We start from the raw sequence: 24,939 nt of genomic DNA on the forward strand, positions 1-24,939 counted from the left end.
GACAGTCTCCCGCGCGGACCTTTTAAGTACTGACCCGCCATACCTCCCGACCAACTGACCGGGTGACGATGCCACGAGATACGACCACTGAGACGAAGGCGATACGCGACTCGCCGGCCGACAGAGGGGTGTTGAGACTCCTCGCCGGCGGGGAGTTCGACGCCGCGACCGCCGAGGCTCGGCGGCTCCTGCGCCGGACCGCGGAGATGTTGCGGGGATCGGACCTCGACGTGCACCCGCTTTCGCCCGACGACACGCCGCTCGGGACCTACGAGATTCCCGAGGGCCACGAGGAGGTCGACCGCTACTGGGTGAACGCCCCGTTCGCCTACGTCGTCGTCACCTACGACACGGACGCGACCGCCCACCAGTACCACACCGTCGAGCCCGACCTCGACGAGTTCGAAGCGGCGCTACTCGAACGCGTCCGCACCGACGTCCGCGACCCGCTTTTGTACCGCCGCGAGGCGGACCCGCGGACCGAGACGGCGCTCGTCGAGGAGCTCCAGTCGATTCTCGAACAGTACGGGCTGGAACTCGACATGAACACCTTCTACACGCTTCTGTACTACCTCCGGCGCGACTTCCACGGCTACGGACCGCTGGACCCGCTGATGAAGGACCCGCACATCGAGGACATCTCGTGTGACGGCTACGACCTGCCGCTTTTCGTCTACCACGACGAGTACACCGACATCGCCACCAACGTCTCGTTCGAGGCCGAGGAGCTCGACAACTACGTCATCCGACTCGCCCAGCGCTCGGGTCAGCACATCAGCGTCGGCGACCCCGTCCTCGGGACGACGCTTCCGAACGGCGCGCGCGCAGAGCTAGCACTCGGCGAGGAGGTCACGCCGCGGGGGTCGGCGTTCACCATCCGCCTCTACGCCGAAGAGCCGTTCACGCCCATCGACCTCGTGCGCTACGGCACGTTCTCCATCGAGCAGATGGCCTACCTGTGGCTCTGTATCGAACACAACAAGAGCCTCATCTTCGCGGGCGGGACGGCCTCGGGCAAGACCACCTCGATGAACGCGGTGTCGATGTTCGTCCCGCCGCGGTCGAAGGTGCTTTCCATCGAGGACACCCGCGAACTCGCGCTCTACCACGACAACTGGCTGTCGTCCGTCACCCGCGAGCGGCTCCACGAGGGGACCGACATCTCGATGTACGACCTGCTTCGGTCCGCGCTCCGGCACCGCCCCGAGTACATCATCGTCGGCGAGGTGCGCGGCGACGAGGCCGTGACGCTGTTTCAGGCGATGAACACCGGCCACACGACGTTCTCGACGATGCACGCCGACAGCGTCGAGACGGTCATCAACCGCCTCGAAAACGAGCCCATCAACGTCCCGCGCGCGATGGTGCAGTCGCTCGACCTGCTGTGCGTCCAGACGCTCACCCGACACGACGGCGAGCGCGTCCGCCGCTCGCAGACTATCGGCGAAATCGGCGACATCGACCAGCGGACCGGCGAACTCGACTACTCGTCTGCGTTCGCGTGGGAGCCCGAGACCGACACGTTCAGCCAGAACGACAGCTCGCTTCTCACCGAAATCCAGCGCGAGAACGGCTGGTCGCGGACCGAGCTCCGGCGCGAGCTCCGGCGACGCGAGACGTTCCTCCGGTACCTCCTCGACAAGGGCGTCTCCGACTACCGGCGTTTCACCGCGCTCATCAACGAGTACTACGCGGACGCCGACGACGTGATGCGGCGCGTCGAGGCCGACGAGGACATCGTCGACGCCGGCCCGGAGGCCTGAGATGGCCGCCGCGCAGTCGCTGTTCCTGCTTCCGCTCTTCCTCGCCGTCCTCCTCGTCCTCCCCGTCGTCCTGTCGCCGGTGAGCCGCGCCGCCGACCTCCTCGTCTCGCGGGTCGCGCTCTCCGTCTTCGGGTTCTACGTCGCCAACGAGAACCCCCGGCGCAGGGGACAACGAAACCAACTGCGGGCGGCGCACGTGAGCGTCACGCACCGGGTGTACGCCTCGCGGACGCTCCTCATGGCGAGCGTCTTCGGCGTCACCGGGAGCGTCTTCGGCGTCTACCTCGCCGCCGCGACGCTCGACACCCTCGCCGTCCAGTCCGAGACGATTCGTGAGGTCCTCCCCGCCCCGCTCGGCTTCCTCGGCGGCCTCACGAGCATTCAGGCGCTCCCGCTCCGCGACCTGTTTCTCGCGCTCCTGCTTTCGAGCGCGACGCTCGGGACGCTCCTCGCGCTCGGCGTCTACTGGGGTCGGTGGTACGTCCTCACCGAGCGGGCGCGGACCCGCTCGTCGGAGATCGAGGCGACGCTCCCGCGGACGGTCGCGTTCGTCTTCGCGCTGTCGCGGTCGGGGATGCCGTTCCCGAAGGTGCTGGAGACGCTGGCCCGAAACGAGGCCATCTACGGCGAGGCGGCGCGCGAGGTCGGCATCGTCGTCCGCGACATGGATGCCTTCGGCACCGACGTGCTCACGGCCCTCCAGTCGATGGCCACGCGGACGCCGAGTCCGAGCCTCGAAGAGTTCGCCGAGAACCTCGCGAGCGTCCTCGGGAGCGGCCGCAACCTCTCGTCGTTCCTCCAAGAGCAGTACGAGCGGTTTCAGGCGGAGGCGGAGGCCCAACAACAGCAGTACCTCGACCTGCTTTCGACGTTCGCGGAGGTGTACGTCACCGTCCTCGTCGCCGGCCCGCTGTTTTTCATCACCGTCCTCGTCGTCATCGGCCTCGTCCTCGCGGACACGCTGACGCTCATCCGCATCGTCGGCTACGTCGGCATCCCGCTGGCGAGTTTCGGGTTCGTCGTCTACATCGACAGCATCACCGAGTCGCTCCGGGGCGCGACGGTCGCGGACGACGGGGCTGACACCGCGAGCGACTCGGCTCGCCGCATCGGCGCAATCGCCGGCGGCGAGGGGCCGGCTGAGACCGACGGCGGCGAGACCGACCTCCGAGGCGACCCGTGGGGCGCGAACCGCGAGCGACTCGCCGCCTACGACCGCTTCCGCGCGGTTCGCGACTGGTTCGAGCGCCCGCTCGATAGCCTCGGACGCAAGCCGCTCGCCACGCTCGCGCTCACCGTCCCGCTGGGGCTGGTCTGGGTCGCGCTCCGGACCACGCTCCCCGCGGACCCCACGATACTCGACGTCGCCGGCGCGGCGGACCAACACGTCGTCGAGGCCGCAGTCGGCGCGCTCGTCGTCGTCGCGGCGCTGTACGAGGTGCGTAAGCGCCGGATTCGCACCATAGAGCAGAGTATGCCCGACTTCCTCGACCGCCTCGCCAGCGTCAACGAGGCCGGCCTGACGGTCGTCCAGAGCCTCCGCCGGGTGTCGGCGTCGGACCTCGGACCGCTCGGCGACGAGGTCGAGCGCGTCGTCCGCGACATCGACTGGGGGGCCGACGCCCAGACCGCGCTCCGGCGGATGGACCGCCGGACGGCCAGCCCGATGGTGTCGCGGTCGGTGACGCTCATCGCCAACGCGATGAGCGCCAGCGGCGACCTCGCGCCCGTGCTCCGCATCGCGGCCAACGAGGCCCAAGACAGCCGCCGCCTCGCCCGCGAGCGGAACCAGGAGATGGTCACCTACCTCCTCGTCATCTACATCTCGTTTCTCGTCTTCCTCGGTATCGTCGCCGCGCTGACGGTGTCGTTCATCCCCGCGGTCGAGCAGGCCAGCGCCGGTGCCGTCGGCTCCGGCGACGTCGCGGGCGTCAGCTCGGGCACGTTCTCCGGTCTCCGGGACGTAAACACGGCCTCGTACACGCTGTTGTTCTTCCACGTCACGGCGATTCAGGGGCTCTGCTCCGGCCTCGTCGCCGGACAGCTCGGTGAGGGACAGGTCGCCGACGGCGTCAAACACGCCGTCGTCCTGCTCGTCATCACCTACGTGACGTTCATGTTCATCTGACGCCCCGGCTCCTGTGCCTCTCGCGTCTCCCGCGCCCCCCGCAGTCGCCGGGTCGAAGCCGCGTTCCGCCGCCGGCGCTGGTCGCCCGCGACCCGTGCGGTCTTTGTCCCGCCGCCCCGACCGACCGGCATGGACGGAGACGAACCCCGAGACGGGGTCCGCGAGACGTACGACCGCATCGCGTCGCACTTCGCGTCGACCCGCGAGTACCCGTGGCCCGAAGTCGAGTCGTTCGTCGCCGACGCGACCGAGTTGGGGCCGGCCGACCGCGCGCTCGACCTCGGCTGTGGAAACGGCCGGCACGTCGAACTCCTCTCCGGGCACGCCGAGGACGTCGTCGGTCTCGACGTGAGCCGCGGCCTCCTCGACGAGGCGGTCGCGCGGGCGGCCGAACGCGGCTTCGACGCCGGACTCGTGCAGGGCGACGCCTCGCGGCTCCCCTTCGACGACGACGCCTTCGACCTCGCGGTGTACGTGGCGACGATTCACCACCTCGCGCCGCGGGCGGCGCGCGTCGCCAGCCTGAACGAACTCGCGCGCGTGCTCGACGCCGACGGCCGCGCGGTCGTCAGCGCGTGGAGCACCGCCCACGACACGTTCGACCGCGAGGACGGGTTCGACACGACGGTCGATTGGACGCTCCCCGGCGGCGAGACGGTCCCCCGATTTTACCACATCTACGCGCCCGACGAGTTCGACGCCGACCTCGACGCGAGCGACCTCTCGGTGGTCGAATCGACGGTTTCGAGCGGGAACTGCTACGCCGTCGTCGCCGGAAACTGAAGGGCGCGGGCGCTGAGAGGTGCGGACGGTTTCGGACGCCGGACGGAATCGTGCCGCTTGCTATCACGGTTCGGGTGGATGCCGGCCGCGCACAGGTGATGTGGGCTTAAGAGCGCCGCGACGAATGCCCGTGTATGACCGAGACCGACGAACCACGGGAGTACGAGGTTGTCGTCGTGGGGGGCGGCCCGGCGGGACTTCAGACCGCGCTCTACACGACGCGACTGGGCCACGACACCGCGCTCGTTGACCGCGGCGGCGGCCGCGCGGCCATGATGCTCGACACGCACAACGTCATCGGCGTCACCGAGGACGTCTCCGGCAACGAGTTCCTCGAAACCGCGCGCGGCCAGCTCGAAGACTACGGGACCGACATCCACCGCGACTTCGTGACCGACGCGGAGCGGTTGGACGACGGTCGGTTCCGCCTCGTCGGTAACGAGGGCGAGTTCGTCGCCGACCGCGTCGTCCTCGGCGTCGGCTTCAACGACGAGCGGCCCGACCCGCCGCTTCCCCGCACCGGCAAGGGCCTGCACTACTGCCTCCACTGCGACGCCTACATGTTCGTCGACGAGTCGGTGTACGTGATGGGCCACTCCGACTCGGCGGCCTACGTCGCCATGATAATGCTCAACTTCACCGACGAGGTGGACCTGCTACTTCGCGGCGACGAGCCGACGTGGTCCGAGGAGACGGACGAACTCGTCCGCGCGCACCCCGTCGACATCGTCGAGGAGGAGATTTCGGGCATGACGAAGCGCGACGACGGCTGGCTGGAGAGCTTCGAGTTCGAAGACGGGAGCGTCCGCGAGTACAAAGGCGGCTTCGCCATGTACGGCTCGAACTACAACACGACGCTGTTCGAGGCGCTCGACGTGGATCTCGACGACGACGGGACGGTCCCCGTGGACGACCACGGCCGGACCAGCGTCGACGGCGTGTTCGCGGTCGGAGACATCACCCCCGGTCACAACCAGATTCCGGTGGCGATGGGCAAGGGCGCGAAAGCGGGCATCGCCATCCACATGGAACTCCGCGAGTTCCCCAAGAGCCTCGACGAGATTCGCGCCGAGGGCGCGGTGAGCGTCGACGACGTGCCCGGCATCTCGCCCGGTCTGCTCGACAAGGCGAAACGGTTCAACGAGTCGCACGCGGACGACTGAGGCCGTAATTCGGCGAAATTCGGTGAAAACCGAAGCGTACGAACACCCTTCTAAAGTTCTCTCGGCCAGTACGGTCTCCCACGATGAAACGTACTGGACTTGCGACTGTCCTGCTCGCGCTCATGGTCGTACTGGCCGGCTGTGCGGGCGGGGCCGGCACGATGACCGAGACGCAGACAGACGGGAGCGCCGACGCGACGACGACCGCGTCGTCCGACGGCGGCGACGCGGCCCGGACCGGGACCGTGAACTTCTACGTGAGCGACGAGCAGAACGCCATCGCGGACTTCGAACACCTCAACGTCACCATCGAGCGCGTGACGCTCGTCCGCGCGGACGGTGACGCGGAGACCGAGAGCGAGGCCGAAGCCGACGCCGGCGACGCGGAGGCCGAGACCGAAAACGAGACTGATACCGACGCCGCGAGCGACGCCGACGCGGAGGCGAACGCGAGTGTCGAGGTAGAAATCGAAGCCAACGCGACGGCGAACACGACGAACGGGTCCGCCTCGACCAACGGGTCGGTCGGCGCCGACGCTGATGCCGACGCCGACGCTGAGACCGAAGAACCGGCCGACGCGAACGACACCGACGCGGCCGAAGGCGAGTCGAGCGTCACCTACGAGGTCGACGACGCGACCGTCGACCTGACCGAGCTACAGGGCGAGAACGCGAGTCTCGTCGGCGAGTACGACGTCCCCGAAGGGAACTACACGAAGGTCTTCGTGCAGGTGAGCGACGTGAACGGGACGCTGAAGACCGGCGAACAGGTCGACGTGAAGCTCCCGAGCAACAAGCTCCAGCTCAACACGGACTTCGAAGTCGGCAACGGCGAGTCCGTGGACTTCGTCTTCGACATCACCGCGTTCGAGGCGGGAGGGAGCGGGAAGTACGTCCTCAAGCCCGTCGTGAGCGAGTCGGGGACGAACGTCCCGATTACGACGGTCGGCGCGGAGGAGACGGCCGACGCGGACGCCGAAGCTGAGGCAGAGGCCGAGGCAGACGCGAACGCCGGGGTCGAAGCGGCCGAGAACGAGACCGGCGACGACGGCGAGCGCGCCGAGGGCAACCTCACCGTGAGCTTCGACGGGAACGTCTCCGCCGGCGAGAACGCGACGGTCGTCGTCACGCGGAACGGGACGCCCGTGGAGAACGCGACGGTGACGATAAACGGCGAGACCGCCGGAACCACCGACGCCGACGGCGAGTTAGGCGTCGCCATCCCCGGCGAGCGGGACGTGACGGTGGTCGCCGTCGACGGGGAGGCGGAAACCGAGACCGAGTTCGAGTTCGAAGTCGTCGGGAGCGCCCCCGACAACCCCGCCGAGGGCGGCGAATCGACCTCCCTCGCCGCCTGACCGAAAAGGTAACATCCTTATTGGGGCGTCGAGAATGAAGGGATAGACGCGGCGTTCGCGCGCACCGGTATCTCGGCCGAGCGAAGCGAGGCCGAGGCTCGGTGCGAGCGAGCGAAGCGAGCGAGCACAGGTGTTGAGACGGACGGAGTCCGTCGATGCACGGTGCGAATGAAACGAGCACCGGTGGTCTAATGGTAAGACATTGGCCTTCCAAGCCAATTATCTGGGTTCGATTCCCAGCCGGTGCATCTTCTCCGAACCGCTACTCGCCGCGGAGAGCATTCAGCGACTCTCACCCCGTCGGAATCGGCGGCTATCCTTAACTATCGTTCCCACCATATTCGTGTGAGGTGTGTCACACATGAGTCTGCTCGACGGCCGCGTCGCGGTCGTAACCGGCGGTAGCTCAGGAATCGGACGGGGAATCGCGCTGGCCTACGCCGAGGAGGGCGCTGACGTGGTGGTCTGCGACATCCGCGAAGACCCGAAGGAGGGCGGCGCGCCGACCCACGAGCAAATCGAGTCGGACACCGACTCGTCGGCGACGTACGTCGAACTCGACGTGACCGACCCGGCCGCGTTCGAGGCGGCGATGGACGCCGCCGAGGCGTTCGGCGGCGTGGACGTGATGGTGAACAACGCCGGCATCTGGCGGCCCGAGGAGTTCCTCGAAGTCACCGAAGCCGAGTTCCAACAGATGATGGACATCAACCTGAAGGGCGTGTACTTCGGGGCGCAGGCGGCCGCGGCGCGGATGGTCGAGTCCGGCGGAGGGAGCATCATCAACGTCTCCAGCGTCAACGGCATCTTCGGCAACGGCAACTACCCGTCGTACAGCGCGTCGAAGGGGGCCGTTCGGACGCTCTCGTACTCGCTCGCCCACGGCCTCGGCGGCGACGGCGTCCGGGTGAACGCGATTCACCCCGGCGCTATCAAGACGAAAATCGGTCCCGAGGGGGCCGAAGAGACCAGCGAGGAGCAGATGGCGCAGTTGACCGCGATGATTCCGTTCGGTCGGCAGGGCGAACCGGACGACGTGGCCGGCGTGGCGGTGTTCCTCGCCAGCGACCTCTCGAAGTACGTCACCGGCGAGTCCATCGTCGTCGACGGCGGCTGGACCAGTTGGCGGTGACGCGGGCGTGACGTCGTGGTGGTCCGAGCGAAACACGCGGACTGCGACGGATTCGACGAACCACCGCGGACCGTCTGTCTTATCTTCCCCCCGAACGTAACCGAACGTAATGCTGGATTCCATTCCGCTGTTCCCCGGACTCCCGGGCGGCCCAGAACTGCTCATCGTCCTGCTCATCGTCGTCCTCCTGTTCGGCGCGAACAAACTCCCCCAACTGGCCCGGTCGTCGGGGCAGGCGATGGGCGAGTTCCGCCGCGGCCGCGAGGAAATCGAAGAGGAACTAAAGAAGGGCGCAGAAGGGGGCGAGAGCGACGACGAGGAAGAAGACGAGGCCGAGGCGACCGAGACGGAAGCCGAGAACAAACAGTAAACGCCTCTCCGGGGAAACAGACCCCTTATGCTATTTCACGCCCGGCGAGTGCCGACAGTCGGCGGTCGCTCGCGCGCGCTCGATGTCGGCGAGAACACGACCTCGGTGACTCGGAGCGTCGAGTCCGCGACCGAGAGACCGGTCGGTCGGCGAGTAACCGAATGAGGTATGAATGGGTGGACAGCGAGGTTGCCCGGCGTTCCGACGTGGGGAATCCCGGTTGCCTCCTCCACCCCGCGATCCCTCGAGCGACGCACGTCCGATGGTCCGCTGCTCGCTTCCGCGCCTGGCGGGGTACCACCGATGAACCGCGCGAACCCTTCCCTGCGGAAGGGGTACGCGGAGCCGCTGTCCCCGAAGGACGAGGTTTCTACGTTGGCTTCCGGGGCCCGCGCCGGTCTGACCGGACGCGCCCGTGTTCGGTCCCCGCTGAAGACCTATTTCGCGGGTAGAGAGCAGGGCCTAACTGCCCGACCTAGTCCACTCCCTCATTGTCCACCGACTGTTAAGGGCCTTTCGACTCGGAGGCGGGAAAATCGGGGGACACCGTCGGGGTGCTTCGACGCGGCGCGCCCGCGAGAAGTCGGTTTCCGTTCCGTCGGGTCGGCTTACAACACGCCGCGGGCGTACCACGCGCCGCCGAGGAACGTGACGAACGCGGCGGCCACGACGGACCAGCGGTGGTAGGTGAGCCACGAGTACTGCTGGTCGAAGCTGAACAGGAGCGTCTGGTCGATGGAGAACGACCACAGCGCGGCGACGCCGAGCATCGAAAGCGAGAGCACGAAGGCGAGTCCGGCGGCCGTCGCCGGGTCGGTCCGCTCCTGTCTGCCCGAGAGGAAGACGACGGTTTCGAGGAGCGCGAGCATCCCGACAAAGGAGATGCCGACCGGGCCCGCGGCGTAGTAGGCGGCCACCTGTCCGTCCCCGGCCTCGACGGTGACGGCGGGAATCGCGATGGCGAGTGCGAGCAGCAGCGCGCCGACGATTCCGACCGTCGGCGCGAGGCGTTCGGCGTCCATGGCCGGTCGTTCGGGCGACCGCCTGATAAACGGTTTGAGACGTGTCGGCGAGGGATTGCCCGGTTTTAAATCGCGGTGCGACGACGTGCGCGTATGGACCGCGTAGCGATTATCGGTGCATCGATGACCCAGTTCGGCCAGCGGGACGCGTGGATTCGCGAACTGCTCGCGGAGGCGGGGCAGGCCGCGCTCGCGGACGCCGACGTCTCGCCCGACGAAATCGAGCACCTCTACGTCTCGAACATGGCGAGCGGCGAGTTCGAGGGCCAGACGGGCGTGCCGAACGCCCTCGCCCACGACCTCGCGGCGATGCCCGCCTACACCGCCCGAATCGACCAGACCTCCTCGTCCGGCGGCGCGGGCGTCTACGCCGCGTGGCAGTCCGTCGCCTCCGGCGCGTCCGACATGACGATGCTCGTCGGCGGCGAGAAGATGACCCACCGCTCGACCGCCGAGGCGACGGACGTCATCGCCTCGCTGACCCACCCGGTGGAGTACAAACACGGCGTGACGCTTCCCTCCTTCGCGGGGCTGACCGCCCGGCTCTACCTCGACACCTACGACGCCCCCCGGGAGTCGCTCGGAAAGGTCGCCGTCAAGAACCACAAAAACGGCGTGGACAACCCCCACGCCCAGTTCCGCAAGGAGGTCGACCTCGACACCGTCCTCGACTCGCCGGTCGTCGCCGACCCGCTTCGCCTCTACGACTTCTGTCCCATCACCGACGGCTCGGCGGCGCTCGTCTTCTGCCCCGAGTCGGTCGCCCGCGAGTACACCGACGACTACGCCGTCATCTCCGGCATCGGCGGCGCGACCGACACCCACGTCGTCCACGAGCGCGCCGACCCGACCACGATGGGCGGCGTCGTCAACTCCTCGGAAATCGCCTACGAGATGGCCGACCTCGAACCCGACGACATCGAGGTGGCCGAACTCCACGACATGTTCACCATCCTCGAGTTCCTCCAGTCGGAGGACCTCGGCTTCTTCGAGAAGGGCGAGGGCTGGAAGGCCGTCGACGAGGGCGTCACCGACCGCGACGGCGACCTCCCCATCAACACGTCCGGCGGCCTGAAGTCGAAGGGCCACCCCCTCGGGGCCTCGGGCGTCGCGCAGGTGTACGAGATTTACAAACAGCTCATCGGTGACGCAGGCGAGCGGCAGGTCGACGCCGACGTGGGCCTCGCGTGCAACGTCGGCGGCTTCGGCAACTGCGTGACCACGACCATCATGGAGTCCCGATAATGTCCGACAATTCCCCAATGGAGGCGTACCGCTACCCCGACGGGAGCATCACCTACCCCGGCCACCCGGTCGGCCCCGGCGGCGAGGAGCCGGTCGGCACGGTCGACCTCAGCGACTACACGGCGACGGTGCTGACGTGGACGAAATCGACGGCGACGCCGCCGGGCGTCCGCCAGCCCAACACGCTCGCCATCGTCGAGTTCGACGTGGACGGCGAACCCGTCCGCGCAATCGGGCAGGTCACTGGTGAGGACGAGGTCGACATCGGCGACGAGGTGCGACCGGTCTACTGCGAGGAACTCCGCGAGCCCGGCGCGGGCATCCGCGAGCCCGCGAGTCAAGAGTGGGACGGCTACCGCTTCGAACCGCTCTGAGCGGGCGAGTGTTGATATAAATACACCTTCTATCTCGGGTATGAACCGCACCAGCGGCGTCTCCGTCTCCTTCGCGCGCGACGCGGCGGTCGCCACGGCGGTACTGGCCGGGCTGTACGGCCTCGGCTACGGCGTCCAGTTCCAACCGCTCCAACTGCCGACGTACCTGCTCGTCGTCGGCTTCGACGCCCTCGAAGTCGCGTTCGGGTCCGCGGGTGCGGGCTACGACGTGCTGTTCGCCGCCTATCTCGTCGGCCTCGGCGTCGTCGCCGCGGGCGTGGCCCGAGTCGTCCGCGAGACTTCGAAGGCGACCGACCTCGCGTGGTGGCGACTCGGCGCGGCGGCGGCGCTGGCGCTCGTCGGCGTCATCTCGCTTCTGTTCGCGCTTTTCGTCCTCGTCAGCGGCGTGCAGTTCACGCCCGTCCTCGTGGCCGGCGGCGCGGGCGGCGCGCTCCTCGGGCTTTCGGCGTGGGTCGGCGGCGTGGTCCGCGTGGCCGTGCGACCGACGCGCTGAGTCGAACGCAGAGCTCGGGGGTGCCGCGCTCAGCGGTCGCTCGGTTCGTCGCCCGCGTCCGCGTCGGTTCCGTCGCCCTCGTCGTCGCCTTTCACTTCGCGCTTAATCGACTCCAGTTCGGCGTCGACGTCGACGGTCGGCTCGCCGCTCCCGCCGTCGTCGACGTCCGGGTCGGCCTCCTCGGTCACGTCGATTCGGACCGGCCCCGTGCCGACCGGTTCGGGGTCGCGGGAGGGCGTTTCGTCGCGGGAGCGCCGGCTCTCGTCGCGCCGTTGCCACTCGGATTCGAACGTGCGCTCGTCCTCGCGCCAGCGGCGCTCGCGGGAGGTCCGCTCGCGTTCGGCCTCGGTGATTCGGGCGTCGAGTTCGTCGGCCAGCGAGCGGGCGCGGTCCATCACGTCCCGAGCCTCGGGGTTCGAGGGCAAGTCGGCCTCCGAGAGCGCGTTTCTGAGTTCGTCGAGGGCGCGGTCGACGCCGGAGACGGCGCTCTTCGGGACGTTTCGCATCCGGGACTCCGTCTCGCCTCGGGCGTCTTCCATCGCGCGGCCGGGGTCGGAAAGCCGCATGAGGCGGCGGAGCAGTTCGAGAGAGGCGATAGTCGCTTCGAGGACGGCGATGACCGTCGGGATGGTGTACGACTCGGTGAACCGCAGGACCTCGCCGAACGTCGGGGGACGCGGGGGCCGAAATCGGTCGTCGCCGGTGACGCGTCGGCCGCGGTCGCGGCCCCGGTTGCGGTCGCGCTCCTCGCGGAGTTCCGCGCCGAGTTCGTCGAGTGTGTCCCCGAGTTCGTCGAGTAAGTCGAGGATGTCGTCGTCGCGTCGTCGGTCGCTCATGGGCCACGGTTGGGCCGCCGCGGGGATAAGCGTTCGAGGGAGTGGAAAATCAGTTCGGTCCGAGAGTCGCTTCCTTACCGACGCGGGACGGCGCGCTGGTACTGCGGCGGCCACTCCGCGTCTGCGGCGAGTTCGTCCGCGGCGTGGAGCGCGAAGTACGGGTCGTAGAGGTGCTCGCGGCCGACGATGGCGAGGTCGGCCCGGCCGTTTCGGACGACCTCGTCGGCGTGGCGCGCGGTTCGGATGCCGCCGACCGCGCCGACCGTCGCGTCGGTCTCCTCGCGGATGACCTCCGCGAAGGGAATCTGATAGCCGGGGCCGGTGTTCGGAATCCGCTGGTCGGGGTGGATGCCGCCGGCGCTCACGTCGACGAGGTCGACGCCGAGGTCGTCGAGGGCGGCCGCGAGGCGGACCGACTGCTCGATGTCCCACGACTCGCGGTCGTCCAGCCAGTCGGTCGCCGAGATGCGGACGAAGACGGGCTTGTCGTCGGGCCAGACCTCGCGGACCGCTTCCGTGACCTCGCGGACGAGCCGCGTGCGGTTCTCGAACGAACCGCCGTACTCGTCGTCGCGCCGGTTCGTGACCGGCGAGAGGAACTCGTGGAGGAGGTAGCCGTGGGCCGCGTGAACCTCGGCGATTTCGAAGCCGGCGTCGAGGGCGCGCTCGGCCGCGGCGCGGAAGTCGTCGACGACGCCCGCGATGCCGTCGGTCGATAGCTTTCGAGTCGGCGGGGCCTCGCCCTCGTAGGGCCACGGCGCGTCGCTGGGTGCGACGGTTGTCCACCCGCCGCCTTCGGGCGCGACCGGCTCGCTTCCCTCCCACGGCCGGGACTTGCTCGCCTTCCGGCCCGCGTGGGCGAGTTGGACGGCCGGCGTGCTTCCCATCGACGAGACGAACGAGGTTATCTGGCTGAGCTTCTCGACGTGGTCGTCCGACCAGATGCCGAGGTCGTTCGGCGTGATGCGCCCCTCGGGGGAGACGGCCGTCGCCTCGGACATCACGATGCCCGCGCCGCCGACGGCGCGACTGCCGAGGTGGACGAGATGCCAGTCCTCGGCGAAGCCGTCGGTCGAGGAGTACTGGCACATCGGCGAGACCATGATTCGGTTTCGGACCTCCGTCTCGCGGAGCGAAAGCGGCGTAAAGAGCGTGTCCGTCATCGACCCCGATTGGGCGGGGGCGGAAAAACCCCCCTCGGTTCCGGTGATGCAGTCCGGTTCCGGCTACTCTACCGACCCGACGAACGCGCGCTGTTCGGCGAGCAGGTCACGGTCGAGCGTCCAGACGAGGTCGCGCTCGCCGCGGTTCAGCGCCGCCGCGACGACGCCGTCGGGCCTGACGACGAGCGAGCGACCCGCGTACTCCGTGCCCGCAGTCCCCGAAATCGACCCGCTTCCCGTCCGGTTCGCGCCGACGAGCCATCGGACCCCGTCGAGGGCGCGGGCGCGACAGAGCAGTCGCCAGTTCGTCGAGTGGGCGGCGGGCCACGCGCCGACGACGAACAGGGCGTCGACTCGCTCGTCGGTCAGCGCGGCGCTGTCGCCGACGAAGTTCAGGTCGTAGCAGGTGAGGAGTCCCGTCCGTCCCGCGGGCGTGTCCGCGACGACAAGTTCGTCGCCCGGCGTGACGACCGCGGCCTCGCCGCCCCAGAGGTGTCGCTTGCGGTAGACGGTCGCCGAGCCGTCGGGGCGGACGTAGGCGGCCGCGTTGTAGAGCGTCTCGCCGTCGCGTTCGAGGTAGCCCGCGAGCACGTCGAACGCGTTTTCGGCGGCGACCGAGGCGAGGAAGTCGGTCGCGCGCTCCCGAGGTATCGCGCCGCTGAACGCGCGAGTGTCGGCGACGAACCCCGTGAGCGCGTACTCGGAGAACAGCGCGACATCGACCGACTCGGGGAGGTCGGCGGCGCGGGCGCGCACGTCCGCCTCGTTTCGCGCCGGGTCGAGGTCGAACGCGGCGCGCTGTGGCACGGCGATGGTTGGACCGGTCACGCTCGGTGGAACGGGCGGGTCGAGAAAAAGTGACCCGGATGGAATCGACGGTCGGTCCCCGGTCCGGAGACGCGGAGCGAAGGGAAACGCTCTTTTTACAGTCGAACGGACTTCCGGCATATGAGTGACGGGGACGACGATACGACAGAACTCTCGCCCGAGAGCTTCGACGAGCGCCTGACCGAGGCCGAGGAGGCTCTCGACGCGGCCGAGACCGAAGCCGACCTCGACGAGGTCGAGGCCACGCTCGACGGCATCGAGGCCGACGTGGAGGCCGCGGACCTGCCCGAACCGGACGACGAAGACGAAGAGGACCCCGCCGAGGAGCTCGAGTCGCGCCTGTCCGACCTGCGCGACGACCTCGAATCCCAGCGCGGCCCCTACGCCGAAGACGCCGTCGAGACGCTCGAAGAAGCCAAGTCCACGATTACGGACACCCGGTGGACCGAGCAGGGCGAAGGCGAAATCGTCGCCGCGGTCGAGACGTTCGCCGACGAGTTCAACGGCGTGCTCGACGCGGGCGTCTCGGTCGACGGCGACGACGAGGACGCGCTGACCGCCGCCGTCGACGACGCCATCGCGGCCGTCGAAGCCGCCGACCTCGACGCCGACGAGGACGCGGAGACCATCGCGGACCTCATCGGGGTCGCCGACGGCCTCGCGGACGGCCTCGACGACGCCCAGGAGTGGGACGACCTCGAAACGCGAGAGAAGCTCCAAGTGCAGGGCTTCTACGACGTGCTCGGCCACTACAAGGACTACCCGCCGGAGCTGTCGGCGCTGAAGGAACACGAAAAGCGCGGCAACGTCGAGATGATTGCCCTCGCCTTCGAGAGCTTCCAGTCCGACTTCATGCAGGAGTACTGCATCGAGGCGTTCACGCGGATGAACGACGACCGCGCCTACGAGACCATCGAGGGGCAGGCCAAGCGCCGCGACAAGGGCGTCATCAAGGCCATCGGGAAGATGGCCGCCGAGGAGGGCGTCGAGATGCTCGTCGACTACGTCGACACCGACAGCGACCCCGCGCTCCAGAAGGTCGTGTTCAAGGCGCTCGGCGAAATCGGCTCCGAGGAGGCGACCCAGCCCATCGCGAACAAGCTCGTCACCGAGAACGACAACGTCCGTTCGGCCGCCGCGCGCGCGCTCGGCCTCATCGGCGACACCCGCGCCGTCGAGCCGCTCTCGGACGTCGTCGGCGACGACGACGTGGACTCCGTCCGCGCCAGCGCCGCGTGGGCGCTCCGGCAGATCGGCACGCAAGACGCGCTCGAAGCGGCCGCCGGCTACACCGACGACCGCTCGTTCCTCGTCCAGCGCGAGGCCGAGCTCGCCGCCGAGTTCCTCGGCGACGACGTCGAGGCCGAAGCGACCGTCTGAGACGCGACCGACGCGGCACCCCGGCGGTTCTGCGGTCCCCTTTAGTTCCATTTCTCTCGCAGTCACCCGCGCTGAGTCCCCGGTCGCGAACGTTTTTGTAGGCGAACGCGACCACCGCGGGGTGTGTCCCGCCGGCCACTCACCGCCGCGTTCGCCGCCTCGCTCGTCGTCCTGCTCGCGGCCGCGGCCGTCGTCCCCGCGCCGATAGCGGCCGCGCCGGGAACGGAGGACGCGACCGACTCGGCCACTCCCACCACCGCCTCTACCGCCCCCACCACCACCGCCGACCCATCGGCATCGGGCGAACCGCGCATCGTCTCCGCGCTCCCCGACCCGGCGACGCCCGGCGACCGCGGCGAGTTCGTCGCCGTCGCCGCGCCCGCGGGAACCGAACTCTCGCTGTCCGACGGCGAGGAGACCGTCTCGTTCGTCGCGCCCGGCGGCACGGTCGCCGTCGCCACCGACCCGGCCGCGGCGTCGAACCTGACCGACCGCCCCGTCGTCGCGTCCGGTCTCGACCTCGCGAACGGCGGCGAGACGGTCACGCTCCGCGTCGTCGGTGACGACGGCGAGGGCGGAAACGGCGTCGTCGCCGACCGCCTCAGCTACGAGCGAAGCCGCGAGGGCGCGCTCCTCGAACGGCGAGACGGCGCGTGGTCCTGGTGGCCGCGGGCGCTCCCCCGGCGGAACGTCACGACCCGCGGCCCCGCGAACGCGACGCTGTTCGTCCTCCCCGACTCGCCGGACCGCCCGATAGCGACGCTCCGGGCGGCCGACGAGCGGATTCTGCTCGCGGGCTACGTCGTCTCCTCCGCGCGCGTCGCGGACGAACTCGTCGCCGCGCGCGAACGCGGTGTCGCCGTCTCGGTACTGGTCGAAGACAGCCCGGTCGGCGGCTTCCCGCGGCGGTCCGCGCGCGTCCTCGACCGTCTCGCCGACGCCGGCGTCTCGGTCCGGGTCGTCGGCGACCCCCACTCGTTTCACCACCCGAAGTACGCCGTCGTCGACGACGCGGCGCTCGTCATGACCGAAAACTGGAAGCCCGCGGGGACGGGCGGGCGAAAGAGCCGCGGCTGGGGCGTCGTCGCGCGCTCGCCGACCGTCGCGGCCGACCTCGCGGCCACGTTCGAAGACGACGCGAGCCTCCCCGAGACCGCTCCGTGGGAGACGTACCGGGTCGGCCGGTCGTTCGTCCGCACCGAGTCGGCGACCGGCTCGTACCCCTCGCGCGTCGCCCCCGAGTCGGTGCGGGTCGACCGCGTCGCCGTCATCCGCGCGCCCGACAACGCCGAGTCGGCGGTCGTCTCCCGACTCGACGCCGCCGAGGGGCGAATCGATGTGCTACAGCCGACGGTCGAGGCCGACGGCCCGTTCGTCCGCGCACTCAAGCGTGCGGCTGGCCGCGGCGTCCGCGTCCGGCTCCTCCTCGGGAGCGCGTGGTACGACGAGGAGGAAAACCGCGCGCTCGCCGAGCGACTGAACGAGTGGGCCGACAGAACCGGCAGTCCGCTCTCGGTTCGACTCGCGCGCCCCGGCGGGCGGTACGGCGCGATTCACGCGAAGGGCGTCGTCGCCGACGACACCGCGCTCGTCGGGAGCCTCAACTGGAACCGGCACTCGGCCCGCGAGAACCGCGAAGTCGTGCTCGCGCTGTCTGACCCGGCCGCCGCGGCGTACTTCCGCGAGGCGTTCGCGGCGGACTGGCGGGCCAGCGGGCGCGGGGCGGAGCCGAGGACGGGACTCGTCGCCGCGGCCGCCCTCGCAGTCGTCGTCGGACTCGCGGCGCTCAGGCGACTGGAGTTCGAAGAATGAGTGTCGGGAACCGCGTCTGCGACCTTATGCCGTCGTCGACAGCTCTTCGTCGATGTCGGCTTCGGCCATCTTCTCGACGAGGCTGTCGATGACCTCCTGGCGCATGCCGCTGACGAACTTGATGGAGCCGACGACGAGGTGGCCGCCGCCGGAGACGCCGCCGCCGACGACCTCCTCGTTCAGTTCGGCGACCATCCGCGGGATGTCGAGGCGGACGCCGTCGGACCGGAGGACGGCGAAGTCGGGACCGTAGCCGATGGTGATGACCGGCTCGCCCGTCTCCTGGACCTTGCGGTCGTGGAGTTTGCCCGTGGTCTTGCCCGGCGCGGGGTAGGTAAAGCGGTGGGCCCACTTGTCGAGGTCGATGCGGTAGAGGTTGGCCCCGCTGTCGAGGCGCTCGTGTTCGAGGTGCGGCTCGGCGGCTTCGAGCTGGCGCTCGACGTCGCGCTCGGCGCGCGTCGAGAGGAACTCGACGAGTTCGCGGTGGCGCTCCTCGTCGTCACAGCCGACGTTGAGCACGTCGTTGACGATGGACGCGCCGTCGTTGTAGCGAAGCCAGTGGGCGGCGTAGTCGAGCGCCTCGCCCACGTCGAGGAGCTGTTCGCGGTCGTAGCCCTCGTCTTCGGCGAGCGCGATGTAGTTGTCCATGACCTCCGCCTTCGAGCGGTCAGACAGCCCCGCGACGGCGGGGACGTGACGCAGTTCGTCGGTCACGTCGGGGTGAATCATCCGCGCGAGTTCGACGCACATCATGCCGGTTGTGATGCGGTAGTCCTCGCCGTGGAGATAGGGGTTGACGTGGGCGTCGAGAAGCGGGTCGACCGCCTCGGGGTCGGGGTGGTGGTGGTCGACGACCGCGATGGGCACGTCGTAGTGCGCGAGGTTCTCGTAGGCGGGCACGTCCTCCTCGGTCGACCCGTTGTCGAGCATGAGCAGGAAGGGAAGCCGCTGGCCGTGGCGGGCGCGCCCTTCGAGCGCGAAGTTCAGGTCGCGGGTCACGTCCTCCATCTCGTAGAACGGGGCCTTGCTCGGCAGGCGCTTGAACAGGTGTCGCGGCGCGTCGGGGTCGTCGTGGACCTCGGTGATGAGCCGTTCGAGGGCCAGTTGGACCGGGACGGACGCGCACATGCCGTCGCCGTCGGCGTGGTGGCGGACGCGAATCGGGCGGCCTTCGAGGACCGTCCGGCGGAGCAGGCGCGCCACGTCTTCGAGGTCGCCGCGGAGCTTCTCGAACGCCGACCACTCAACGAGCGGTTCGACGGGTTCGGGCTCGGCGCGCTCGTCGAGCGCGGCGTCGATGCGCTGGCGGGCGTCGGCCGCGGCCTCGTCGTCGAGGACGGTCAGGCCGTCGACTTCGAGCTGTCGGGTGCCCTCGTGGTCTTCGACGGTGCCGGCCATGCGGACCACGTCGTCGAGGTCGACTTCGGGGAACGCGCGGACGCCGGCTTCCTCGAAGGCGGCGGCGGCGACGATACCGGAGTCGTCGGCGATGCGGAAGACGGTCGGGCCGCCGGTCTGCTTGATCTGCGTGACGACGCCCTCGACGGTGACCGACTCGCCGACCGAGAGACTGGAGATAGGTGTGATGGTCGGCTCGTGGTCGACGGTCAGGGTTCGGTAGTCGTCGGGCGTGTCCTCGGCGAACGCGATGTCGCCGTTCTCGCGGACGGATTCGAGGCGGACGACCAGTCGGTCGCCGACCTCGTAGTCGGCCGAGAGGTTGGACTCGTGGATGAGACCGGAGACGGAGTCGGAGATGTCCACGAAGATGCCGTACTCCACGACGCCGTTGACGACGGCGTGGTAGTACGCGTCGGTCTCGACGTCGTCAGCGGTACAGTTCGGTGCGAGATCATAGACGATAGGTCGCGCGTCCGAATTCGGACGCGAGTCGTCGCCGGAATCCCCGGCGTGCTCGTCGCTCATAGTCCCGCTAGGTCAGGGGGTAGTGTTAAGCTTTACAAAAGCATCTCGCGTGCGCGGCGGGTTCTCACGACTCGATTCGACTCGGTTCGGCCCGAGACTCGCGTTCGCGGGCGGTCAGTAGCCGAGTTCGTCCAGCGCGTCTTCGACCGACGAGACGTAGTCGGCCCCGAAGACGCGGACGTGTTCGAGGAGCGGGAACAGCGCGTAGGCGGGCGAGCGGTCCTCGAAGAAGCCGTCGGCGATGGGTCGGCGCTCGTCGTAGGCGTCGAAGAAGGCGTCGCCGACGGCGTCGAACCAGTCGATGTAGGCCAGTTCGACCTCGGGGTGGCCGTAGTAACACGCCGGGTCGAGGAAGGCGACGACGCGGTCGTCGCGGGCGCGGAGGTTCGCGCCCCACACGTCGCCGTGGACGAGCCGCGGGGCCGCCGGTTCGACGAGGAGCGCGTCGAGGTCGGCGGCGACCGACTCGATTCGCTCGGCTGTCGCGGCGGGGAGTCCGGCGTCGAGCGCCGCCTCGGCCCACGGCAGGAGGCGCTGGTCGCGGAAGAACGCCACCCACGAGTCGGTCCACGGGTTCGGCTGGCGGTACGGTCCCGAGAGCGTGTCGTAAGGGAAACCGAACGCCGGCGCGGTCGTCTCGTGGAGCGCGGCGAGGTGGGCGGCGAGGTCGCGCTCGGCGGCGGGGGTCAACTCTGACGCGCCCTCGACGTAGTCGAGGACGAGCAGGTCGGCGTCGGCGTGGTGGACCGCGGGGACCGGAAGGCCGGCCGCGGCGAGCGAGTCGAGCATCGCCGCCTCCACGTCGAGCGGCGTGTCGCCCACCTTTGCGACGACGGGGTCGCGCCCGTCGAAGTCGAGGCGGTAGACGCGGCCGACGTGTCCGCCGTCGAGTTCGGTCGTCGCGGTCGGCGGCGCGTCGGCGTCGAGCGCGTCGGTCACGCGAGCGGCGAGGTCGGAATCGAGCGTCACACCCGAGGTCGGGCGAGCGCCGACCTCAGTATGGCGGTTCCGTTCCGGCGACCGACTCGGCGTTCCGGAACCCTTAGATGGAGCGCCCGCGGACGGTTCGGTATGCGACTCTTCCGGTCGCGGGAGGTCGTCGGTATCGCCGCCGACGCCCTCGACTTCGCGCTCGAAGCCTCTGCGGAGACGCATCCGAACGAGTACATGGGCCTCCTCCGCGGCGAGGAGGCCCGCCGGGTCGGCGTCGACCGCGACGGCTACGTCGTGACGGACGTGCTCATCATCCCGGGGACCGTCTCGGACCCCGTCAGCGCGACCGTCAGAAACGACCTCGTGCCGAACGACTTCCGCGCCGTCGGGTCGATTCACTCGCACCCGAACGGCGTCCTCCGCCCGAGCGACGCCGACCTCGACACGTTCGGGAGCGGTCGGGTCCACATCATCATCGGCTCGCCGTACGGCCCCGACGACTGGGAGGCGTTCGACCAGTCCGGCGAGGTCCGCGACCTCGACGTGCTCGACGTCGACCTCCCCGACCCCGAATCGTTCTTCGACTTCACGCAGGACGACATCGACGCGGAGTTAGACCGATGAGACGGGTCATCGCGCAGGGCACCTTCGACATCCTCCACCCCGGCCACGTCCACTACCTCTCGGACGCCGCGTCGCTCGGCGACGAACTCCACGTCATCATCGCCCGCGGCGAGAACGTGACGCACAAGCCGAAGCCGATTCTCGACGACCGCCAGCGCCGCGACATGGTCGCCGCCCTCGACGTGGTCGACGAGGCGCACCTCGGCCACGCCGAGGACATCTTCGTCCCCATCGAGAACATCGACCCCGACGTCATCGTCCTCGGCTACGACCAACACCACGACGAGGAGGGAATCAAAGCCGCGCTCGACGCCCGCGGCATCGACTGCGAGGTCACGCGCGCGACGCCGCGGGAGCCACGCCACGACGACGAACTGCTCTCGACGGGCCGCATCATCGACCGCATCGTCGAGCGGCGCTGTTGAGTGCTCGCCGCGGAAGACGACCCGAACTGCGAACTGCCGACTGATTTTCCGACGACCGACCGCGACGAGCGCGAGCGTCGTCACTCGGCGGCGAGGGTCGAAAGAGAAGGGATGCGTTACTGCGTGGAGTTCGTCGCGGTGCTGTTCGAGGACGAAGACGACGATTCGCTGTTGGCCGACTGTTGCTCGTCGAGCCAGTTCTGATACTCGTCCTGCGAGACGACTTCGACGGTGAAGTACATCTGGGAGTGCGCGACGCCGCAGTACTCAGTACAGTAGCCCTGGTAGGTGCCTTCCTCGTAGGCGACGGTCTTGATGGTGTTCGTCGAACCCGGCATCGCGTCCTGTTTGAGCGCGAGTTCGGGGACGTGGAATCCATGTATCACGTCCGCTGAGGTGATTTGGAAGTAGACGGGGCGGTCGGCGGGGATGACGATCTCGTTGCCCGACGAGAAGTTACCCTCCTCGGGGTAGTACATGTTCCAGCCCCACTGGTACGCCTCGGCCGTGACGACGACCGGGTCGTCGTCCATGGCGATGTCGTTGCCCTGGTGCGTGACGTTCTCGTTGGCCAGCACGCCGTAGGAGGCGACGCCGACGAAAAGCAGGATAATCGCTGTCGCGATGGTCCACGTGATTTCGAGCCGGCGATTCTCCTTGGTCGGCAGTGCGCGCTCGCTGTTGCGGAACTTGATGACGGTGTAGAGGAGGATGACCTCCACCAGCACGGTGATCGGGATGGCGACGTACAGTAGCTCCCCGTTCAGCTGGTTGATGAGTTCCGACGTGGCAGACGCCTGCGCGGCGGCGGGGGTGGCAACGAGTGCCATCACGGCCGTCGCGAGCAGGGACGCGAGCGCGAAACGCGTCTTTCTCATGCTGAGCGAGAGTTAGGAACAACCGCATAAATGCGTACCGACTCTCGGCCCGCCGTTTATCAACCCCACCCCGCCATATCGCGGGGAGCGACGCCCGAACGCGAGGCGGAAAAGCGCGGGTCCTAAATACGGGACGGTCCAACACGTCGGTAGGTGAATTTCGTGGCCACGAATCGCGGTTCGAACACGTTCCACGGCCTGCTCGCGGCGACCGCGATGGGCGTCTATCTCCTGCTCATCGTCGGCGCGACGACCGCGCTCACGGACGCGACCGCCGCCTGTAGCGCGTGGCCCGCGTGCGGCGACGGCTTTTCGCTCCCCGCGACGCTCGACGGCTGGGTCGCTCTCGGCCACCGCGTCGCGGCCGTGCTCGTCGGCCTCCTCGCGGTCGCCACGCTCGTCTCGGCGTGGCGGACCGACACGTCCCGCCGGGTGCGAGCGACCGTCACCGTGTCGGCGGTGCTCTACCCCGCGCAGGCCGGTCTCGGCGCGGTCGTCGCCACCGTCGGCGTCGGCGCCGCGCTCTCGACGCTCCACTTGGTCCTCGGCATGGTCATCTTCGGCGGCCTCGTCGCCGCCCTCGCGTGGACCCTCGAAGCGGCCACCGGCGACCCCGACGACGCGCCGGTCGGCACCCCGTCGATGAGCCCCCCGGCCGACGACGGCGAGCGACCGCCCGTTCCGACCGAGCCGGTCGCCCGCGCGAAGGCAACGGTCAACGCGTACTTCCGGCTCATGAAGCCGCGGCTGATGTGGCTCCTCTGTCTCGTCGCGTCGGCGGCGATGGCGCTCGCCGGCACCGTCTCGCCCGGACTCACGCCCGAGGTCATCGCGGCGACCCTCGGCGGCGGCGTCCTCTCTATCGGCGCGTCCGGCACGTTCAACCACGTCCTCGAACGCGACGTGGACCGCCGGATGCAACGGACGAGCGACCGACCGCTCGCGGTCGACCTCGTCCCCGTCCGCAACGCCGTCGCGTTCGGCCTGCTCCTGACGGTCGCGTCGGTGGCGCTGTTCGCGTCCGTCAACTGGCTCGCGGCCGTCCTCGGCGTCGTCGCCATCGCCTTCTACAGCGTCGTCTACACGCTCATCCTGAAGCCCAACACGGTCCAAAACACCGTCATCGGCGGCGCGGCCGGCGCGCTTCCGGCGCTCATCGGCTGGGTCGCCGTCACCGGCGACGTCGGCCTCGGCGGTCTCGTCCTCGCCGTGGTCATCTTCATGTGGACGCCCGCGCACTTCTACAACCTCGCGCTGGCCTACAAGGACGACTACGCCCGCGGCGGCTTCCCGATGATGCCCGTCGTCCGCGGCGAGACCGAGACGCGAAAGCACATCCTCTGGTGGCTCGGCGCGACGCTCGTCTCGGCGGCCGGCCTCGCGGTCATGGACGCCCTCGGGGTCGTCTACCTCGTGACGAGCATCCTCTTCGGCGGCGCGTTCCTCTACTTCGTCGTGCGCCTGCACTACGAGCGCGACGACACCGCCGCCTTCCGGGCGTTCCACGCCTCGAACGCCTACCTCGGGATGTTGCTCCTCGCCATCGTCGTCGACACGCTCGCAATCTGAGAACCGACTACGACACCACCCAAACACATGGCAACCGCATCCGCACTTCCCCGCCCCTCGCGGGCCAGTCTGCTCCGCGCCGCCGTCGCCGTGAACACGACGCTGATTCTGGCGTTCGTCTACCTGCTTTTCACCGAGGCGAGCGTCGGCGCGCCGCGTTACGCCGTCTACGGCGTCGCGTGGGTCATCGTCGGCCTCTGGGTCATGTTCGACACCGACGTCGCCCCCGCCTCATCCGCGACGAAGCGCAAGGCGGCCGCCGTCGCCGTCGGCTACTTCGCGCTCCTCGCGGTCGCCGGCGGTCTCGTCACCTCGCCCGTGCCCGGCGGGACGAGCGGCGTCCGCGTCGCCTTCCTCCCGCCGGGATGGGGGCCGGCGCTCGTCTACGGCGGCGACCTGTTCAACCTCGTCCTCATGCCGGCGCGCGTGGTCGGCTACGCGGCGCTCGCGTTCCTCGTCTACGACACGGTCGTCGAGGCGGCGGGCGCGGCCGTCTCCGGCGTCGTCGGCCTCTTTTCCTGCGTCTCGTGTTCGTGGCCCGTCCTCGCGTCGGTCGCCACGAGCGTCTTCGGCGGCGGGACGGCCGTCGCGGCGACCGTGACGACGCTCTCGTACGACCTCTCGACGCTGGTCTTCCTCGTCACCGTGGTCCTCCTCCGGTGGCGGCCCGGCTTCGGGAAGTAGTCGCGGGTTCGCTCCCGCGGACGCGCTCG

Annotated in this window: 23 protein-coding genes, 1 tRNA gene and 1 other RNA gene; 17 read left to right on the forward strand and 8 right to left on the reverse strand. The window is 69.1% G+C overall.

Annotated elements, in window-relative coordinates; genetic code table 11:
- The first annotated feature begins 68 nt into the window (after nucleotides 1-68).
- The 8 genes from IEV64_RS11780 (at nucleotide 69) to tatA (ending at nucleotide 8,697) form a co-directional block, all read left to right on the forward strand.
- Nucleotides 69-1,763, forward strand: coding sequence for a type II/IV secretion system ATPase subunit (locus IEV64_RS11780; protein WP_049920353.1), 1,695 nt, complete (start codon nucleotides 69-71; stop codon nucleotides 1,761-1,763).
- Nucleotide 1,764: 1 nt separating this feature from the next.
- Nucleotides 1,765-3,891: a type II secretion system F family protein gene (locus tag IEV64_RS11785; RefSeq protein ID WP_188423952.1), complete on the forward strand. Its 2,127-nt coding sequence runs from the start codon at nucleotides 1,765-1,767 to the stop codon at nucleotides 3,889-3,891.
- A 129-nt stretch (nucleotides 3,892-4,020) separates the two neighbouring features.
- Nucleotides 4,021-4,674, forward strand: coding sequence for a class I SAM-dependent methyltransferase (locus IEV64_RS11790; protein ID WP_188423953.1), 654 nt, complete (start codon nucleotides 4,021-4,023; stop codon nucleotides 4,672-4,674).
- Nucleotides 4,675-4,808: 134 nt separating this feature from the next.
- Nucleotides 4,809-5,837: an NAD(P)/FAD-dependent oxidoreductase gene (locus tag IEV64_RS11795; protein ID WP_188423954.1), complete on the forward strand. Its 1,029-nt coding sequence runs from the start codon at nucleotides 4,809-4,811 to the stop codon at nucleotides 5,835-5,837.
- 122 nt (nucleotides 5,838-5,959) lie between these two features.
- Nucleotides 5,960-7,195 carry a DUF4382 domain-containing protein gene (locus tag IEV64_RS11800; protein ID WP_188424106.1) on the forward strand — a complete coding sequence of 412 codons (1,236 nt, stop codon included), beginning with the start codon at nucleotides 5,960-5,962 and terminating at the stop codon, nucleotides 7,193-7,195.
- Nucleotides 7,196-7,372: 177 nt separating this feature from the next.
- Nucleotides 7,373-7,443 (forward strand) — tRNA-Gly (locus IEV64_RS11805).
- Between the two features lie 113 nt (nucleotides 7,444-7,556).
- Complete coding sequence (locus IEV64_RS11810) at nucleotides 7,557-8,327, forward strand: SDR family oxidoreductase (protein ID WP_188423955.1); 771 nt, start codon at nucleotides 7,557-7,559, stop codon at nucleotides 8,325-8,327.
- Nucleotides 8,328-8,436: 109 nt separating this feature from the next.
- Nucleotides 8,437-8,697, forward strand: coding sequence for a twin-arginine translocase TatA/TatE family subunit (gene tatA / locus IEV64_RS11815; RefSeq protein WP_007273361.1), 261 nt, complete (start codon nucleotides 8,437-8,439; stop codon nucleotides 8,695-8,697).
- 174 nt (nucleotides 8,698-8,871) lie between these two features.
- Here tatA and ffs read toward each other — a convergent pair.
- Nucleotides 8,872-9,183, reverse strand: an RNA gene (gene ffs / locus IEV64_RS11820) — signal recognition particle sRNA.
- Nucleotides 9,184-9,305: 122 nt separating this feature from the next.
- Entirely contained in the window at nucleotides 9,306-9,719 is a 414-nt protein-coding gene (locus IEV64_RS11825; protein ID WP_007273360.1) for a DUF7548 family protein, read from the reverse strand.
- A gap of 93 nt (nucleotides 9,720-9,812) precedes the next feature.
- Between IEV64_RS11825 and IEV64_RS11830 the strand changes: the two genes are divergently transcribed.
- From IEV64_RS11830 to IEV64_RS11840, 3 genes are read left to right on the forward strand one after another with little or no spacing between them, the layout of a single operon-like run.
- Nucleotides 9,813-10,964, forward strand: a complete 1,152-nt coding sequence (locus IEV64_RS11830) for a thiolase family protein (protein WP_007273359.1) — start codon at nucleotides 9,813-9,815, stop codon at nucleotides 10,962-10,964.
- Nucleotides 10,964-11,338, forward strand: a complete 375-nt coding sequence (locus tag IEV64_RS11835; protein WP_188423956.1) for an OB-fold domain-containing protein — start codon at nucleotides 10,964-10,966, stop codon at nucleotides 11,336-11,338. Before IEV64_RS11830 ends, IEV64_RS11835 begins: the two co-directional genes overlap by 1 nt.
- Nucleotides 11,339-11,378: 40 nt before the next feature.
- On the forward strand, nucleotides 11,379-11,852 hold the full coding sequence (locus IEV64_RS11840; RefSeq protein ID WP_188423957.1) for a hypothetical protein: 474 nt from the start codon (nucleotides 11,379-11,381) through the stop codon (nucleotides 11,850-11,852).
- A 29-nt stretch (nucleotides 11,853-11,881) separates the two neighbouring features.
- On the opposite strand, the gene IEV64_RS11845 is transcribed toward IEV64_RS11840, so the two are convergent.
- The 3 genes from IEV64_RS11845 to IEV64_RS11855 all read right to left on the reverse strand — a co-directional run bounded on the left by IEV64_RS11845 (nucleotide 11,882) and on the right by IEV64_RS11855 (nucleotide 14,679).
- Nucleotides 11,882-12,688 (reverse strand): DUF7547 family protein, encoded by an 807-nt coding sequence (locus IEV64_RS11845; RefSeq protein WP_188423958.1) that lies wholly within the window; start codon nucleotides 12,686-12,688, stop codon nucleotides 11,882-11,884.
- Nucleotides 12,689-12,762: 74 nt separating this feature from the next.
- Nucleotides 12,763-13,851 (reverse strand): NADH:flavin oxidoreductase/NADH oxidase, encoded by a 1,089-nt coding sequence (locus IEV64_RS11850; protein ID WP_007273356.1) that lies wholly within the window; start codon nucleotides 13,849-13,851, stop codon nucleotides 12,763-12,765.
- A gap of 63 nt (nucleotides 13,852-13,914) precedes the next feature.
- Nucleotides 13,915-14,679 (reverse strand): carbon-nitrogen hydrolase family protein, encoded by a 765-nt coding sequence (locus IEV64_RS11855; protein ID WP_007273355.1) that lies wholly within the window; start codon nucleotides 14,677-14,679, stop codon nucleotides 13,915-13,917.
- A 120-nt stretch (nucleotides 14,680-14,799) separates the two neighbouring features.
- On the opposite strand from IEV64_RS11855, the gene IEV64_RS11860 reads away from it, so the two are divergent.
- Nucleotides 14,800-16,059, forward strand: a complete 1,260-nt coding sequence (locus IEV64_RS11860) for a HEAT repeat domain-containing protein (protein ID WP_007273354.1) — start codon at nucleotides 14,800-14,802, stop codon at nucleotides 16,057-16,059.
- A gap of 123 nt (nucleotides 16,060-16,182) precedes the next feature.
- On the forward strand, nucleotides 16,183-17,871 hold the full coding sequence (locus tag IEV64_RS11865; RefSeq protein ID WP_188423959.1) for a phospholipase D-like domain-containing protein: 1,689 nt from the start codon (nucleotides 16,183-16,185) through the stop codon (nucleotides 17,869-17,871).
- Between the two features lie 24 nt (nucleotides 17,872-17,895).
- Here IEV64_RS11865 and recJ3 read toward each other — a convergent pair whose 3' ends face one another.
- Together recJ3 and IEV64_RS11875 are read right to left on the reverse strand one after the other, a co-directional pair.
- Entirely contained in the window at nucleotides 17,896-19,797 is a 1,902-nt protein-coding gene (gene recJ3, locus IEV64_RS11870) for an exonuclease RecJ3 (RefSeq protein ID WP_188423960.1), read from the reverse strand.
- Between the two features lie 114 nt (nucleotides 19,798-19,911).
- Complete coding sequence (locus IEV64_RS11875) at nucleotides 19,912-20,766, reverse strand: fructosamine kinase family protein (RefSeq protein ID WP_188423961.1); 855 nt, start codon at nucleotides 20,764-20,766, stop codon at nucleotides 19,912-19,914.
- Between the two features lie 102 nt (nucleotides 20,767-20,868).
- On the opposite strand from IEV64_RS11875, the gene IEV64_RS11880 reads away from it, so the two are divergent.
- Both IEV64_RS11880 and IEV64_RS11885 read left to right on the forward strand, forming a co-directional pair.
- Nucleotides 20,869-21,354, forward strand: a complete 486-nt coding sequence (locus tag IEV64_RS11880; RefSeq protein ID WP_049920512.1) for a Mov34/MPN/PAD-1 family protein — start codon at nucleotides 20,869-20,871, stop codon at nucleotides 21,352-21,354.
- Nucleotides 21,351-21,779: an FAD synthase family protein gene (locus IEV64_RS11885; protein ID WP_007274724.1), complete on the forward strand. Its 429-nt coding sequence runs from the start codon at nucleotides 21,351-21,353 to the stop codon at nucleotides 21,777-21,779. Before IEV64_RS11880 ends, IEV64_RS11885 begins: the two co-directional genes overlap by 4 nt.
- Nucleotides 21,780-21,895: 116 nt before the next feature.
- Here IEV64_RS11885 and coxB read toward each other — a convergent pair whose 3' ends face one another.
- Nucleotides 21,896-22,657: a cytochrome c oxidase subunit II gene (coxB, locus tag IEV64_RS11890; protein WP_007274725.1), complete on the reverse strand. Its 762-nt coding sequence runs from the start codon at nucleotides 22,655-22,657 to the stop codon at nucleotides 21,896-21,898.
- Nucleotides 22,658-22,819: 162 nt separating this feature from the next.
- On the opposite strand from coxB, the gene cyoE reads away from it, so the two are divergent.
- On the forward strand, nucleotides 22,820-24,226 hold the full coding sequence (gene cyoE, locus IEV64_RS11895; protein WP_188423962.1) for a heme o synthase: 1,407 nt from the start codon (nucleotides 22,820-22,822) through the stop codon (nucleotides 24,224-24,226).
- 27 nt (nucleotides 24,227-24,253) lie between these two features.
- Nucleotides 24,254-24,910, forward strand: coding sequence for a DUF7546 family protein (locus IEV64_RS11900; RefSeq protein ID WP_188423963.1), 657 nt, complete (start codon nucleotides 24,254-24,256; stop codon nucleotides 24,908-24,910).
- Nucleotides 24,911-24,939: the final 29 nt, after the last annotated feature.

Source organism: Haloferax sulfurifontis, from assembly GCF_014635105.1.
GTDB classification, from domain to species: domain Archaea; phylum Halobacteriota; class Halobacteria; order Halobacteriales; family Haloferacaceae; genus Haloferax; species Haloferax denitrificans.

Excerpts from the sequence above, each read along its gene's own strand:
- IEV64_RS11825 (WP_007273360.1), bottom strand. The coding sequence starts at position 9,719 with ATGGACGCCGAACGCCTCGCGCCGACGGTCGGAATCGTCGGCGCGCTG.
- IEV64_RS11840 (WP_188423957.1), top strand. The coding sequence starts at position 11,379 with ATGAACCGCACCAGCGGCGTCTCCGTCTCCTTCGCGCGCGACGCGGCG.
- IEV64_RS11785 (WP_188423952.1), top strand. The coding sequence starts at position 1,765 with ATGGCCGCCGCGCAGTCGCTGTTCCTGCTTCCGCTCTTCCTCGCCGTC.
- IEV64_RS11835 (WP_188423956.1), top strand. The coding sequence starts at position 10,964 with ATGTCCGACAATTCCCCAATGGAGGCGTACCGCTACCCCGACGGGAGC.
- IEV64_RS11780 (WP_049920353.1), top strand. The coding sequence starts at position 69 with ATGCCACGAGATACGACCACTGAGACGAAGGCGATACGCGACTCGCCG.
- tatA (WP_007273361.1), top strand. The coding sequence starts at position 8,437 with ATGCTGGATTCCATTCCGCTGTTCCCCGGACTCCCGGGCGGCCCAGAA.
- IEV64_RS11900 (WP_188423963.1), top strand. The coding sequence starts at position 24,254 with ATGGCAACCGCATCCGCACTTCCCCGCCCCTCGCGGGCCAGTCTGCTC.
- IEV64_RS11830 (WP_007273359.1), top strand. The coding sequence starts at position 9,813 with ATGGACCGCGTAGCGATTATCGGTGCATCGATGACCCAGTTCGGCCAG.
- recJ3 (WP_188423960.1), bottom strand. The coding sequence starts at position 19,797 with ATGAGCGACGAGCACGCCGGGGATTCCGGCGACGACTCGCGTCCGAAT.
- IEV64_RS11850 (WP_007273356.1), bottom strand. The coding sequence starts at position 13,851 with ATGACGGACACGCTCTTTACGCCGCTTTCGCTCCGCGAGACGGAGGTC.
- IEV64_RS11810 (WP_188423955.1), top strand. The coding sequence starts at position 7,557 with ATGAGTCTGCTCGACGGCCGCGTCGCGGTCGTAACCGGCGGTAGCTCA.
- IEV64_RS11795 (WP_188423954.1), top strand. The coding sequence starts at position 4,809 with ATGACCGAGACCGACGAACCACGGGAGTACGAGGTTGTCGTCGTGGGG.
- IEV64_RS11860 (WP_007273354.1), top strand. The coding sequence starts at position 14,800 with ATGAGTGACGGGGACGACGATACGACAGAACTCTCGCCCGAGAGCTTC.
- coxB (WP_007274725.1), bottom strand. The coding sequence starts at position 22,657 with ATGAGAAAGACGCGTTTCGCGCTCGCGTCCCTGCTCGCGACGGCCGTG.
- IEV64_RS11845 (WP_188423958.1), bottom strand. The coding sequence starts at position 12,688 with ATGAGCGACCGACGACGCGACGACGACATCCTCGACTTACTCGACGAA.
- IEV64_RS11790 (WP_188423953.1), top strand. The coding sequence starts at position 4,021 with ATGGACGGAGACGAACCCCGAGACGGGGTCCGCGAGACGTACGACCGC.
- IEV64_RS11880 (WP_049920512.1), top strand. The coding sequence starts at position 20,869 with ATGCGACTCTTCCGGTCGCGGGAGGTCGTCGGTATCGCCGCCGACGCC.
- IEV64_RS11885 (WP_007274724.1), top strand. The coding sequence starts at position 21,351 with ATGAGACGGGTCATCGCGCAGGGCACCTTCGACATCCTCCACCCCGGC.
- IEV64_RS11800 (WP_188424106.1), top strand. The coding sequence starts at position 5,960 with ATGGTCGTACTGGCCGGCTGTGCGGGCGGGGCCGGCACGATGACCGAG.